This window comes from Mesorhizobium australicum (genome assembly GCF_900177325.1).
GTDB classification, from domain to species: Bacteria; Pseudomonadota; Alphaproteobacteria; order Rhizobiales; family Rhizobiaceae; genus Mesorhizobium_A; species Mesorhizobium_A australicum_A.
Genome location: NZ_FXBL01000004.1, coordinates 1,801,343 through 1,814,361, shown reverse-complemented (window position 1 = coordinate 1,814,361; position 13,019 = coordinate 1,801,343). Strand labels below are relative to the sequence as shown.

Annotated in this window: 16 protein-coding genes; 4 read left to right on the top strand and 12 right to left on the bottom strand. The window is 65.6% G+C overall.

Features of this window, described 5'->3' with window-relative positions; genetic code table 11:
* Positions 1-46: 46 nt before the first annotated feature.
* Complete coding sequence (locus tag B9Z03_RS11210) at positions 47-1,147, bottom strand: NAD(P)/FAD-dependent oxidoreductase (protein WP_085464293.1); 1,101 nt, start codon at positions 1,145-1,147, stop codon at positions 47-49.
* Positions 1,148-1,284: 137 nt separating this feature from the next.
* Between B9Z03_RS11210 and B9Z03_RS11205 the strand changes: the two genes are divergently transcribed.
* Positions 1,285-1,620 carry a protein tyrosine phosphatase family protein gene (locus B9Z03_RS11205; protein WP_085464292.1) on the top strand — a complete coding sequence of 112 codons (336 nt, stop codon included), beginning with the start codon at positions 1,285-1,287 and terminating at the stop codon, positions 1,618-1,620.
* Here B9Z03_RS11205 and B9Z03_RS11200 read toward each other — a convergent pair.
* The 7 genes from B9Z03_RS11200 to B9Z03_RS11170 all read right to left on the bottom strand — a co-directional run bounded on the left by B9Z03_RS11200 (position 1,617) and on the right by B9Z03_RS11170 (position 6,696).
* Positions 1,617-2,939: a TRAP transporter large permease gene (locus B9Z03_RS11200; protein WP_085464291.1), complete on the bottom strand. Its 1,323-nt coding sequence runs from the start codon at positions 2,937-2,939 to the stop codon at positions 1,617-1,619. The two genes, B9Z03_RS11205 and B9Z03_RS11200, sit on opposite strands and share 4 nt — an antisense overlap.
* A complete protein-coding gene (locus B9Z03_RS11195; protein WP_085464290.1) occupies positions 2,936-3,466 on the bottom strand; it encodes a TRAP transporter small permease in 531 nt (176 codons plus the stop codon). The genes B9Z03_RS11200 and B9Z03_RS11195 overlap by 4 nt, the downstream gene beginning before the upstream one ends.
* A 123-nt stretch (positions 3,467-3,589) precedes the next feature.
* Positions 3,590-3,892 carry a hypothetical protein gene (locus B9Z03_RS11190; RefSeq protein ID WP_085464289.1) on the bottom strand — a complete coding sequence of 101 codons (303 nt, stop codon included), beginning with the start codon at positions 3,890-3,892 and terminating at the stop codon, positions 3,590-3,592.
* Entirely contained in the window at positions 3,889-4,152 is a 264-nt protein-coding gene (locus tag B9Z03_RS11185; protein WP_139832230.1) for a hypothetical protein, read from the bottom strand. The genes B9Z03_RS11190 and B9Z03_RS11185 overlap by 4 nt, the downstream gene beginning before the upstream one ends.
* A gap of 10 nt (positions 4,153-4,162) precedes the next feature.
* Entirely contained in the window at positions 4,163-5,176 is a 1,014-nt protein-coding gene (locus B9Z03_RS11180; protein WP_085464287.1) for a fumarylacetoacetate hydrolase family protein, read from the bottom strand.
* Positions 5,173-6,072 (bottom strand): MBL fold metallo-hydrolase, encoded by a 900-nt coding sequence (locus tag B9Z03_RS11175; RefSeq protein WP_085464286.1) that lies wholly within the window; start codon positions 6,070-6,072, stop codon positions 5,173-5,175. Before B9Z03_RS11175 ends, B9Z03_RS11180 begins: the two co-directional genes overlap by 4 nt.
* A 66-nt stretch (positions 6,073-6,138) precedes the next feature.
* Positions 6,139-6,696 (bottom strand): DNA-3-methyladenine glycosylase, encoded by a 558-nt coding sequence (locus B9Z03_RS11170; protein WP_085464285.1) that lies wholly within the window; start codon positions 6,694-6,696, stop codon positions 6,139-6,141.
* A gap of 67 nt (positions 6,697-6,763) precedes the next feature.
* On the opposite strand from B9Z03_RS11170, the gene B9Z03_RS11165 reads away from it, so the two are divergent.
* Positions 6,764-6,973 carry a hypothetical protein gene (locus B9Z03_RS11165; protein WP_085464284.1) on the top strand — a complete coding sequence of 70 codons (210 nt, stop codon included), beginning with the start codon at positions 6,764-6,766 and terminating at the stop codon, positions 6,971-6,973.
* 135 nt (positions 6,974-7,108) lie between these two features.
* On the top strand, positions 7,109-8,476 hold the full coding sequence (locus B9Z03_RS11160) for a chloride channel protein (protein WP_085464283.1): 1,368 nt from the start codon (positions 7,109-7,111) through the stop codon (positions 8,474-8,476).
* A gap of 11 nt (positions 8,477-8,487) precedes the next feature.
* Here the strand turns inward: B9Z03_RS11160 and tdh are convergent, their stop codons facing one another.
* From tdh to B9Z03_RS11140, 4 genes are all read right to left on the bottom strand, one after another.
* On the bottom strand, positions 8,488-9,522 hold the full coding sequence (gene tdh / locus B9Z03_RS11155; protein WP_085464282.1) for an L-threonine 3-dehydrogenase: 1,035 nt from the start codon (positions 9,520-9,522) through the stop codon (positions 8,488-8,490).
* A gap of 28 nt (positions 9,523-9,550) precedes the next feature.
* On the bottom strand, positions 9,551-9,997 hold the full coding sequence (locus B9Z03_RS11150; protein ID WP_085464281.1) for a pyridoxamine 5'-phosphate oxidase family protein: 447 nt from the start codon (positions 9,995-9,997) through the stop codon (positions 9,551-9,553).
* 32 nt (positions 9,998-10,029) lie between these two features.
* Positions 10,030-11,217: a glycine C-acetyltransferase gene (locus B9Z03_RS11145; protein WP_085464280.1), complete on the bottom strand. Its 1,188-nt coding sequence runs from the start codon at positions 11,215-11,217 to the stop codon at positions 10,030-10,032.
* Between the two features lie 111 nt (positions 11,218-11,328).
* Positions 11,329-11,808 (bottom strand): cupin domain-containing protein, encoded by a 480-nt coding sequence (locus B9Z03_RS11140; RefSeq protein WP_085464279.1) that lies wholly within the window; start codon positions 11,806-11,808, stop codon positions 11,329-11,331.
* A 219-nt stretch (positions 11,809-12,027) separates the two neighbouring features.
* Between B9Z03_RS11140 and B9Z03_RS11135 the strand changes: the two genes are divergently transcribed.
* Positions 12,028-13,014, top strand: a complete 987-nt coding sequence (locus B9Z03_RS11135; protein WP_085464278.1) for an isopenicillin N synthase family dioxygenase — start codon at positions 12,028-12,030, stop codon at positions 13,012-13,014.
* The last annotated feature ends 5 nt before the right edge of the window (positions 13,015-13,019 follow it).

The window sequence follows — 13,019 nt, the reverse complement described above, 5'->3', positions numbered from 1 at the left end:
TGACCCTCCTTACCCTGTCGGGGAAGGGAGAGGTCAGCCAGAACCTCTATCCGAACCTCTTCGGCGACAGCGCCGGCAACAGCGCCTCCAGCCCATCAGGCGGCGGCTCACCCTTGACCAGCGCAGCGGCGAGCGCGGACAGAGCGGGAGAGGTCTGGATACCGTAGCCGCCCTGCCCGGCCAGCCAGAAAAACCCGTCGCCGCCGAAACCCACGACTGGCGTGCGGTCCGGCGCGAAGGTACGCAGGCCGGCCCAACTCCGCTCGACGCGCGTGATGGGAACATCGACCGCTTGCTCGAAGCGCCAGAGCCCTTCGGCCAGCACCATGTCGTCGACATAGGCATCATGCGGATCGACCGGGATCTCCTCGGTCGGCGACACGTAAAGCCTTCCTGCGTCCGGCTTGGCATACCAGCCCTCGGCGGAATCGGCGATCAGCGGCCAACCGGCGGTATCATATGCCTCCGGCGCCGGGATTACGGCTATCGAGCGCCGCATCGGCTGCAGGCCGAGCGGCGCGATCCCGGCCCTCGTCGCCACGTCGTCGGCCCAGGCGCCCGCCGCGTCGACCAGGGTGGTCGCCGTTAGCGCGCCGGCCGGCGTCTCGATCTGCCAGCGGCCGCCCACGCGCGCCGCCGAAAGCATAGGCGTGCCGACCATCAGCGTCGCGCCATTGGCCCGCGCCTTGCGCAGCCAGCCCTCGTGCAGCGCCGACACGTCGATGTCCTGCGCATCGCGCTCGTAGGCAGCGGCCGCCAGTTTCTCCGGACGCAGCGCGGGCACCATGGCAAGCGCCTGCTCGCGCGTCAGGATTTCCATGCCGTGAGAACCTTCGAGCATGGCCTCGTGCCTGGCGAGCCCCTCCTCGTCGGCGACGTTCAGCACGCCGCGCGGGGTCAGCAGCGGATGCGGGAAGAGGCTGGCATCGCCCTGTTCGAACAGCGGCGCGCTCGCCGCGTTCAGCGTCCGGATGACGGCATTGCCGTAGTTGCGGATGTAGATCGCGGCAGAGCGCCCCGTCGAATGGTAGCCGTGGCGGGCCTCCTGCTCGAGGATCGCAACCCTCGGCCCCGGCCCGAGCGCCGCCGCGAGGCCCACGCCGGCGATGCCGGCCCCGATGATGACGATGTCGAAATCCGCACTCATGGCCTGTGGTTAGACGGACCGGCCTGGCCAGGCAACGGCGGTGAGATGGCCCAGCCGTCCTGGCCTGTCCCGAAAACCATTGCTCCCCGGCAGCAGCGGTGGCATGAGTCCGCGCACCAGAACGAGGATCGTGTCCGATGGAATACCGCAAGATCACCGACGACTTCGCCGTGACCGGCCAGATCACCGCCGAGGACATCCCGACCATCAAGGCCGCCGGCTACAAGAGCGTCATTTCGAACCGCCCCGACCCGGAAGACGGCGCCGTGCCGCACGAAGGCATCGAGGCGGCGGCGAAGGCAGCGGGCCTGGAGTTCCGCTATATCCCCGTGGTCAGCGGCGCGATCACGTCCGAGGATGTCGAGAAGATGGCTGACGCGCTGGACGAGATGGAGGGCCCGATCTTTGCCTATTGCCGCTCCGGCGCACGCTCCACCAACCTCTACATGATGGCGAAGCAGCTGCGCGGCTAGTAGAGCCACCGCAGCAGGAACAGCGAGATCGCCGGGAAGACCAGCAGGATGGTGGTGCGGACGAGATCGCTGATCACGAAGGGCGTAACGCCCCGGTAGGTCGCCAGGATCGGCGTGTCTCTCGCCATCGAGTTGATGACAAACAGGTTCATGCCGACCGGCGGGGTGATCAGTCCGACCTCGACCACAATCAGCACCAGAATGCCGAACCAGATCGCGAATTCCTCGGGCGACAGGCCGTAGTCGAGCGCGGTCACGATCGGGAAGAAGATCGGGATCGTCAGCAGGATCATCGACAGCGAATCCATCACGCAGCCGAGGATAAGGTAGAGCACGAGGATCGCGACCATCACGACCCACGGATTGAAGCCTTGACCGGATATGTAGGCGGCGGCGATCTGCGGCATCTGCGTCAGTGCGAGAAAGCCGTTGTACATCGCCGCGCCGAAGACGATGAAGAAAATCATTCCCGTTGCGCTGGCGGTCATGAGGATCGACTGGACAAGCGTCCGCCGGGTCAAACCACCATTGATCCAGGCGATGAGGCCGGTACCGGCGGCGCCGATCGCAGCACCCTCCGTCGGCGTGAACCAGCCGAAATAGATGCCGCCCACCACGGCGAGGAATACCAGCAGCACCGGCCAGACGTCGACCAGCGCGCGGAAGCGCTCGCCATAAGGGAGGCGCGGCGACTGCCCGGCGGTCTCGGGGTAGAGCCGGACATAGATCGAGATGGCGATCATATAGCCGATCGCCGCCAGGATGCCGGGCACGAAGGCGGCCAGGAACAGCTTGGCGATGTTCTGCTCGGCAAGGATCGCATAGATCACCAGCACAATCGACGGCGGGATCAGGATGCCAAGCGTTCCGCCGGCCGCCAACGTGCCGGTGGCGAGCCCGCCCGAATAGCCGTATCGCTTCAGTTCCGGCAGCGCCACCTGCGCCATGGTGGCCGCCGTGGCGAGCGAGGACCCGCAGATCGCGCCGAAGCCGGCGCAGGCGCCGATTGCCGCCATGGCAACGCCGCCCCGCCTGTGACCCAGCCAGGCGTTCGCCGCCTTGAACAGCGATTGCGACATGCCGCCGAGGCCGGCGAACTGGCCCATCAGCAGGAAGAGCGGGATGATCGACAGCGAATGGCTCGCGAAGGTCGAATAGGTCTCGGACTTGAGTTTCGCCAGGATCGGCACCGTGCTTCCCGACAGAAGCCACGTGCCGCCCAGGCCGCAGACCAGCATGGCAAGCCCTATAGGCATGCGCAGGAAGATCAGGAGAAGAAGGACGGGAAACGACCAGAGACCGATCTCGAGCGCGCTCAATGGATGGCTCCCGTCGTCGGCCCCAACAGCGCGCGTCCCTGCACGACCTCCATCGCCCGAATCACGATCATGTAGGCGGCGACCAGCACGCCGACCACGGTCGCCACCGCGCACAGCGCCATGCCCCACCAGATGGGAATCTGCAGGATAAAGGTAATCTCGCCGTAGTCCCGCTTCTCGAGCATGCCGATCCACAGGCGCCACGCGATGAGGAACGTCACAAATCCCAGCACGATCTCCCAGAGCAGATCGAGCACCCGGTTTGCCGCCGGCGGCAGATAGTTCGTGAACAGGTCGACAGAGGCGTGACCGCGGTTGAGCTGACACCAGGGCAGGAAGGCGAACACCGCGAAGCCCGTGCCCGCCTCGACCAGCTCAAAATCGCCGGGGACCGGCCCGAGACCGGCGAAGATCAGGGAACGGCCGACGATGGAGACCACCGTCATGACAGTTATGGCAACGAGAAAGAGACCGCCGATTATGGCAAGCCACTTCGCAAGCGCATGGACGATGGATGAAAGGTTCACGCCGCCTCCCGAACGTTCCCTTCAGTCTCCCCGGCGCGACGCTATCTCCCTTGATTGCACAAGGCAATCGCGCGCACCCGATTGATATGTTTCATAACAATCTTCGAGGGATGCGTAAAGCGCTCAGATGTTCGCCTCGCGAAGCACGATCAGGAAGAACGCAAATCCCGCGCCGATGACCAGCAGGCGCTGAACCATGCGCCAGCGCATGCGCTGGGTCTCCTCGTCTTTCGCGACGCCGACGTTAAAGGCGACCGGGAAGACATTGGCGAAGCCGGGCAGGCCGTTCTTCAGCACCGGCCGGCCGGAACGCGCCTCGATGGCATAGCAGAGCCGCGTCACGGAGATCCACATCGCGATCATCGCGACCGCCCACAGGCCGCAGAAGATGAAGAAGACGGTGGAGGACTGGAGCAGTTCCTTCATCGCGCGATCCCCCCGCCAAACATGGCCATTCCCATTCCAGCGAGGGCGGCCAGCCATGCCGACAATGTGATCCATCCACGTACCGTGCGCAGGCCAATCGTCACCCCGTGCCAGACGGAGGTCGGACGCTCACCGAACATCTTGTTGGTTGCCTCATCCCATTTTGGCCAGTTGTCTCGCATGTCGAACAACCCGACGATCGCGAAGACAAAACTGGCCACGAAGATGACAATCCACCCGGCGATCTGGATATCGTTCAACGACGACACTTCAGGACTCCAGCCCCGCCACCGTCTGCTCGATCGCCCCGAAGATCGAGTGGCCACGCTCGTCCTTCATCTCGATGCGCACCATATCGCCTGCCGTCATGAAGGGCGTGACGGACGAGCCCGACAGGATCTTCTCCACGGTGCGCTGCTCGAGGATGCAGGAATAGCCGACGCCGCCGTCCGAGACGGGCTTGCCCGGGCCATCGTCGCCCTTGTTCGACACTGTGCCCGAACCGAAGATCGAGCCGGCGCAGATCGGCCGCGTTTTCGCAGCATGCGCGATGATCTCTCCGAAGTCGAACAGCATGCCGACGCCGGCATTCGCCCGGCCGAACGGCTTGCCGTTGAGGTCGACGCTCAGCGGCAGGTGCACCTTGCCGCCGTTCCACGCCTCGCCCAGTTCGTCGGGCGTCACCGCGACCGGCGAGAAGGCAGAGGACGGCTTGGCTTGATAGAAACCAAAGCCCTTCGCAAGCTCGCCGGCCGCCAGATAGCGCAGCGACACATCGTTGACGAGCACCACCAGCCGGATCGCCTCGCGTGCGGTGGCCGCCTCGGCGCCCAGGGGCACGTCGTCGACGATGACAGCCACCTCGCCCTCGAAATCGAGACCCCAGCGCTCATCGGCAAGAGGGATCGATTCGCGCGGCGCCAGGAAGGCGTCGGAGCCGCCCTGGTAGATCATTGGCTCGGTCCTGTAGCTTTCCGGGACCTCACGGCCGCGGGCCTTGTTGACCAGTTCGACGTGGTTGTGGAAGGAGGACGCATCCGCCCACTGGTAGGCGCGCGGCAGCGGCGAGAGCGCGTCATGCTCATGGAAACGCTCGGACGGCACGGCGCCGTGCTCCAGCGATTCGGCGAGAGCCGCCAGATGTGGAGCAATCCGCCGCCAGTCGTCCAGCGCCGCCTGCAAGGTGGGCACGAGATACGAGGCGTCCGTGCAGCGCGTCAGATCGCGCGAGACGACGACCAGGCGGCCGTCGCGGCGGCCATTCCTCACCGAGGCAAGCTTCATGCAATTCCTCCCGCGGCCGGTTCCTGATTGTCGCGTCCGGCCGTTCCGAACTCAACCAACAGCCCGTCGCGGGCAATTGTCAACGGCCCTTGCCACGTCTCCCGCGCGGCTCGGACCCAATGGTCGAGGGTGATCGCGGGATCGTCGGCGGGAATAAGATGGTTGAGCACCAGCCGCCCGACGCCTGCCTCGGTGGCGATGCGGCCGGCATCCGCCGCAAAACTGTGGCTGGCGAATAGATGCTCCCTCAGCCGCGCGCCGTTGCCCGTGCGGGCGACGAGTCGCTCGACGCCCTCGGCGAGCATCGCCTCGTGGACCAGCACGTCGGCGCCGCGCGCGAAATCGGCAAGCGGCGGGAAATAAGCCGTATCAGCGGAGAAGACGATGCTTGCCTCGGCATGATCGAACCGCAGAGCGAAGCAGTCCGTCACCGGTGGATGGTCGACGCGCAGGGCCGAGACCGCGAGCCCGGCCTCATCCAGCACCGGCCCCTCGGCGAACTCCTCGATCCGCACGAGATCGCGGATGTCGGGCCGGCCCTCGTCGGAGATGCGGATCTCGATGTCGAACTCCAGTGCCTGCGCGAAACGCGCCCAGTAGTGACCGGTGCCGGGCGGACCGAAGACGCGCACCTCATGGTCGAGACCGGTTGTCCATGCTGTGTGGAGCAAGCCGCCCAGTTCCAGCACGTGGTCGGAATGCAGGTGAGTGATGAAGACGAGGTCGAGGTTCTTGAGGCTGACGCCGGCTTCAACCAACCCACGGGAGGCGCCGAGGCCGCAGTCGACGACGATCGTGCGGCCGCCGAGCCGCAGCAGCGAGGAGGTCGGCGACGGACCGCCTGGACGGATCGCGGGCCCGCCCTTCGAGCCGAGAGTGACGAGTTGGGCGGTCATGGCCTATCCGGACGGCGGACTGTCATCCGTCGAAACTATCCGCCCGTCCCGGCTGCGTCGAGCCCGTTACATCCGCCGGCTGAGGAAGGGCGATCCGGCGAGACCGAAACGCCAGGGCAGATCCGCCGCCTTTGTGATGCCGATGCGGGGGCCGATCGCGACGTCGGCCGATCCCGGTTCGGCTTGGAGACGGAAAGGCGGGCGCGCGAGGGCCGCGCCATCGAGGGAGATGTCGACGGCCAGCGCCTGCGCCAGGCGTCCGGGGCCGGAGCAAAGCGCACGCGGATTCTCGGTTCCGCGGCGTCGCGCCATCGCCTCGAGCCCCATCAGCGGCTCCAAAGCACGGATCAACACCGCACTGCCCGGCAGGCAGACGAAGTTCAGGCACCAGTGGATGCCATAGGAACGGTAGACATAGGCGTGCGCCGGCGGCCCGAACATCGCCGCATTGCGCGCCGTCGGCCCGCGGAAGCTGTGGGAGGCGGGTTCGTCGGCCGCATAGGCCTCCGTCTCGACGATCCTGCCGCCGACGCCGTCCACCAGCAGCGTCGCGCCGATCAGATCTCGCGCGACCTCGGTCGCGGAACGGGAGAAGAAGGCGGCAAGGTCGGACGATGTCGTCATGGCGCTCAGGAAACGGGAACCATCATCACTTCGAGCGGTTGGGAAGAAAACGCAAGGAGAATGCAAGATGGCCGATGACAGACCGACCCAGAGCGAAGAGGTTCCGCTGGTGGAGCTTCCGGAAGACCTGCTCGACGAAGAGCCGAATGGCGAACTTCCCGAGGAAGACGACGACAATCCGTATCAGGAAAGTGACGAAGCTCTTCCTGACGAGCTCGAGGAAGCGGTGCTGCGGAAGGACCCTTCGAAGGAAGGCAGCCGCTTCGACGAGGTGTGAGGACGACGTAAAGTCGAGTGCCCTTGAAAGAGCGCGGTCCTCTGTCGCGCCAAGGCGATCGTCATCACCAGGCGGTTGACATTGCCGGGTCCATCCCGGACACCGGATCGTCATCCCTCAGGGCGCGCCTCCAACATGGCTCAAGCTTCCCGCAGGCGAAGTCGCGCAGGGCTGCTGCGCAGATCCACCGCGCTGGCGCGGCCGCGCCAATGGAGGCAGCGGCTCGTCTTCTGGTTCGGCGCACTGGCGATTGGAGTTACCAGCGTCGCGTTCGCCTGGCTCGCCGACGGGGCGCAGCACCTGTTCTCTGCCGCCTTCGTGCGCGATGACTGGCGCCGCTTCCTGCCGCTCGCGGTGACGCCGGCTGGTTTTGCTCTGCTTGCCTGGCTTGCGCTACGCTACTTTCCGGGCTCGCAAGGGTCTGGCATACCCCAGGCCATCGCGGCGCGTCATGTGCGGCAGGACGAGGAGCGGAGCTGGTTTCTTTCGCTCCGGATGGTCGTGGGCAAGATCGCGCTGACCACAGGCGGGCTTCTGTTTGGCGCTTCCATCGGCCGCGAAGGTCCCACCGTCCAGGTCGGCGCTTCGATCATGCTCGCGGCTGCCCGCAAGGGAGGCATGGCGCAGGCGCGTGGACTGATCCTCGCAGGCTCCGCCGCCGGCATCGCGGCCGCCTTCAACACGCCTTTGGCGGGCATCGTCTTCGCCATCGAGGAAATGGGGCGCAGCTATCAGTCGCGCACCAATGGCGTGGTGTTGTCGGCGGTGATCATCGCCGGCCTCGCCTCGCTCGCCATCGTCGGCAACTACACCTATTTCGGCGTGTCCGACGCCGCGGCGCACGACCCGCTCGACTGGCTGCTGGTGGTCATCTGCGGGATCGTCGGCGGCGCTCTCGGAGCGACATTCAGCCTCGCGACCCTGAAGATCACCCGGCGCGTGCGCCGGATGCGCACCCATGATCCGGTCGGCCGCACCGTCATCGTCGCGCTCGCGGCAGGCATGGTCGTCGCCATCATCGGCGTCGCCACGGATGGGCAAACCTTCGGCACCGGTTACGAGCAGGCGCGGGCGGCCATCGAGGGGGAGGCGCCGCCCGCCCTTTACTTCGTCGGAAAATTCGTCGCGAGCCTCGCCTCGACGGTTGCAGGTATTCCGGGCGGCCTGTTCGCGCCTTCCCTCTCCGTCGGCGCCGGGCTAGGCGGCACTCTCGGATCGCTCGTCGGCGGAGATATCGGCCTCGCCGCGATCCTCGGCATGGCCGGCTATTTTGCGGGTGTCGTGCAGGCGCCGATGACCGCCTTCGTCATCATCCTCGAAATGACGGGAAACCACGGCAACGTCATTCCGCTGATGCTCGCATCGATGCTGGGCTATGGCGTTTCACGCCTGATCTCGCCGGAACCGCTTTACCACGCCCTGTCGCGTCTCTTCCTGGCAGACCTGATTCGCCGCCAACGGGCGGACGACGCTGGGACGGCGTCGCGTCCGGATCCGGTCTGAGGCCGGCGGATCTACCAATCCATCACAACCTTGCCTGAGTTGCCGCTGCGCATGGCCTGGAAGCCGGCCTCGTAGTCGTCGATGCCGATGCGGTGGGTGATCAGGCCGGTCACGTCCAACGGACCCTGGACGAGAGCGATCATTTTGTACCAGGTCTCGAACATCTCGCGCCCATAGATGCCTTTCAGGTGGAGCATCTTGAAGATCACCTTGTTCCAGTCGATCTCGAAGCCGGTCGGCGCGATGCCCAGGATGGCGATCTTGCCGCCATTGTTCATCGTGTCGATCATGTCGCGGAAGGCGGGCGCGGCGCCCGACATCTCCAGACCGACGTCGAAGCCCTCCGTCATGCCGATCTCGCCCATGACCTCGCGCAGCTTCTGCTTCGAGGCGTCGACGACATGCTGAACGCCCACCTTGCGAGCGAGGTCGAGCCTGTAGGGATTGATGTCGGTGATGACCACTTTCCGCGCGCCGACGCATTGCGCCACCAGCGCGCCCATGATGCCGATCGGCCCGGCGCCGGTGACCAGCACGTCCTCGCCGACGAGATCGAAGGACAGCGTCGTGTGCACGGCGTTGCCGAGCGGATCGAAGATGGCGGCCACCTCGTCCGGTATGTCGTCCGGGATCGGCACAACGTTGTGCTGCGGGATCGCGACGTATTCGCCGAACGAGCCCGGCCGGTTGACGCCGACGCCCAGCGTGTTGCGGCAGAGATGCCCCCTGCCCGCACGGCAGTTGCGACAATGGCCGCAGACGATGTGCCCTTCGCCCGAGACGCGCTGGCCGAGCTTGTATTCGGTCACGGCTGAGCCGACGTCGGCCACCGTGCCGACGAATTCGTGGCCGGTCACCATCGGAACAGGCACGGTTTTCTGCGCCCACTGGTCCCAGTTGTAGATATGCACGTCGGTGCCGCAGATAGCGGATTTTCTCACCTTGATCAGCACGTCGTTCGGTCCGACCTCCGGGATCGGCACGCGCTCCATCCAGATGCCGGGCTCGGGCCTGGCCTTCACGAGTGCGCGCATCATGTTCGACATGGCATGGCTCCGGGAAACATGCTTCCTGCTAGTTCGAGTCATCCTTGGCATGCCGCCCGGTGATCTCGTCCATGATGATCCGGTAGAAGAGGTGAGGCGCGGGCGTCTCTGCCATGGGCTTCAGACCACCCGGCTCCCACCACTGCGCGTGCCGGCTGAGCAGCGACCAGGCATGCTCCCGCTGCTGCTTCCAGCCGATACGGTCCGGCAGTTCCTCATAGCGGCCGTTGACCACGACGCTTCGCCATTCCCGCGCCGCGCCGAACTCGTCCACCTGCACGCAGACGGCCGGTTTGTCCCGCATCCAATCGATCTTCAGGCCCAACAGGGAAAAGCCGTAAAGAAAGTTACCGTCGGCAGCGAAGGTAATCGGAACCACATAGGGTTGCCCGCCTTTGGCACAGGCCAGCCTTCCGAGCTGAGATGATCCGAGCAATGCCATGCATTCAGACTTGTCCATCTCGGCGATGATCATCCTGCGGTCTCCGGGTCGTCTGCGACCACGTCTTATACCACACCGAGTTCCTTACCGACTGCGACAAAAGCCTCGACCGCCCTGTCGATGTCCGCGTGCGAATGCGCCGCCGACATCTGCGTCCTGATCCGCGCCTGGCCCTTCGGCACGACCGGGAACGAGAACCCGATCACGTAGATCCCCCGCGCGAGCATCCGCGCCGCCATCTCCTGAGCCAGCGCTGCGTCGCCCAGCATGACCGGGATGATCGGATGGTCTGCGCCGGCGAGGGTGAAGCCGGCTTTCGTCATCTTCTCGCGGAAGCGCACGGCGTTGCCGGCGAGCTTTGCCCGAAGTGCATCGCCCTTCTCGACGATGTCGAACACTTTCAGCGAGGCAGCGGCGATCGCCGGCATCAGCGTGTTGGAGAAAAGGTAGGGCCGCGAGCGCTGGCGCAGCCAGTCGACCACCTCGCGCCGGCCGGAAGTATAGCCACCCGAGGCGCCGCCGAGCGCCTTGCCGAGCGTACCGGTAATGATGTCCACGCGTCCCTCGACGCCGCAATGCTCCGCCGAGCCGCGCCCGTGCTTGCCGACGAAGCCGACGGCATGGCTGTCGTCCACCATGACCATCGCGCCATATTTCTCGGCGAGGTCGCAGACGCCGCCAAGATTGGCGATGATGCCGTCCATCGAGAACACGCCATCGGTGGCGATCAGCTTGAAGCGGCAGTCTTCCGCCTTCTTCAGCTCCTCCTCCAGCGCCTTCATGTCGTTGTTGGCATAGCGGAAGCGCTGCGCCTTGGAGAGACGCACGCCGTCGATGATCGAGGCATGGTTGAGCGCGTCCGAGATGACCGCGTCCTCCTCGGATAGCACCGTCTCGAACAGGCCGCCATTGGCGTCGAAGCAGGAGCCGTAGAGGATCGTGTCCTCGAAACCGAGGAAGGAGGAGATACGGGCCTCGAGTTGCTTGTGCTCCTCCTGCGTGCCGCAGATGAAGCGCACCGAGGCCATGCCGTAGCCGTAGCGGTCGAGGCCGGCCTTTGCTGCTTCGCGCAGATCCTCCGAGTCGGCGAGGCCGAGATAGTTGTTGGCGCAGAAGTTGAGCACATGTGCACCGCCTGCCACCTCGATCTCGGCAGACTGCATCGACGTGATGACGCGCTCGCTCTTGTAGAGGCCGCCGGATTTCAATCCGTCGAGCTCGGCAGCGAGATGCGAGATGAAGGCGTCGCGCATTGAGAATCCCCTTGTCGGTTGGGGACAATCGCGCCTGCGCGGCCGGAAATCTACCGCAAAAACGACCTGTCATGAGCGGGCGAACCAGTGCGGTTCGCCCGCCGTCATCTGTCAGGCGATCGGCCCGCCGATGATGTCGATGTTGTTGCGCGCGCAAGCCATGGCGAGCGCCTGCTGGATATGCAGGTTCGGCTCGACATAGGGCATCAGCTCGGCAGACGCCGCGGGCTTGGCCATCTCGCGCAGCATGCGCTCGAAATCACCACCGGTGGTGATGGTCAGGCAGCGTGCGCCAGAGACCGACTCGACGCGGAAGGCATGCGGGATGCCCTTCGGCGCCAAAACGATCTGGCCGGCATGCGCCACCGTGTCCTTGCCCTCGACGCGGAAGCGCATCGTGCCGTCGAGCACGTGGAACACTTCGTCCTCCTTGCGGTGGATGTGCATCGGCGTCTTGGAGCCGTAGGGCATGCGGTGCTCGATGATGCTGATGCGGTCCTCGCCGGCGGAGGCCGACAGGCGCACGCTCACCAGCGTATCGAGAAACATGAGGAGGTGCTCGGCGGGGGCCGACTTCTTCTGGATGCTCATAGTGTCTTGTCCTTTCATGAGCGCCGCAAGGCGTCGCCGCCGCGGCTCATCCGATCTAGGAGCGCCGCGTTTCGGCTCGAAGGCGCACGGGCGGCCCTTCGTCGACGCTTTGAAACCGAAGAGTTACGTTGAGGAAACCGCGACGCGGCGGGATGCTCCCGGCCTGTCGACACGCCATCGTGCTGGGTTATTGTCCGGCATCGCAGCATGGAGACGGGCATGGCCAGGACAGCAGCATTTCCGGTTTTCGATCTCGGCCGGTTCGAAAAGGCCGGCGGCGCCGAACGCGAGGCGCTTGGCGCCGAGGTCGACGGGATCTGCCGCTCCACCGGTTTCCTCGCCATCACAAATCACGGCGTGCCGCGGGCCGTGATCGATGGCGTCTGGGACCAGGCCAAGGCCTTCTTCGACCTTCCCTACGAGGAGAAGTACGCCGCCCGCGCACCCTATGCCGGTTATCCCTACGGCTATCTCGGCCCCAAGCTGGAGGCGCTGGCGAAGTCGAAGGGCGTGGACACGCCGCCGGACCTGAAGGAGAGCTTCAACGGCGGGCCGCTTTCGGTTCCGGCAGGACTGGACGACAAGGACGCGCTCGCCTTCTGCTATGCCGAGACGATCTGGCCGGCGGCGCCCGCGGGCTTCCGCGCGGCATGGACCGCCTACTACAGCGCGATGGAGGATCTGGCGCAGCGTATCATGCGCGTCTTCGCCGTCGCGATCGGCCTGCCGGAGCACTATTTCGATTCCTTCATCGACCATCCGATCAGCGCGCTGAGAGCGCTGAACTATCCCGAGCAGGCGGTGCCGCCGGAGCCGGGGCAGCTACGCGCCGGCGCGCATACCGACTATGGCACGCTGACGATCCTCCTGCCGCAAGAGGGCTCGAAGGGGCTCGAGATCCTTTCGCCCGACGGCGAATGGACGCCCGTGCCGCCCGTGCCCGGCGCCTTCGTGATCAATATCGGCGATCTTATGGGATTGTGGACCAATGACCGCTGGGTCTCCACGCTCCATCGCGTGGTTAATCCGGGAGCGGACGAGGGCGGCGGCGAACGTCGCCAGAGCCTCGCCTTCTTCCACCAGCCGAACTGGGATGCGGAGATCACGGTGCTGCCTCAGTTCCTGGCGGCGGGCGAGCGGCCGAAATACGAGCCGGTCCGGTCGGGGCCCTATCTGATGGGCAAGTTCAGGTCGACGACAAAATAGCTCCC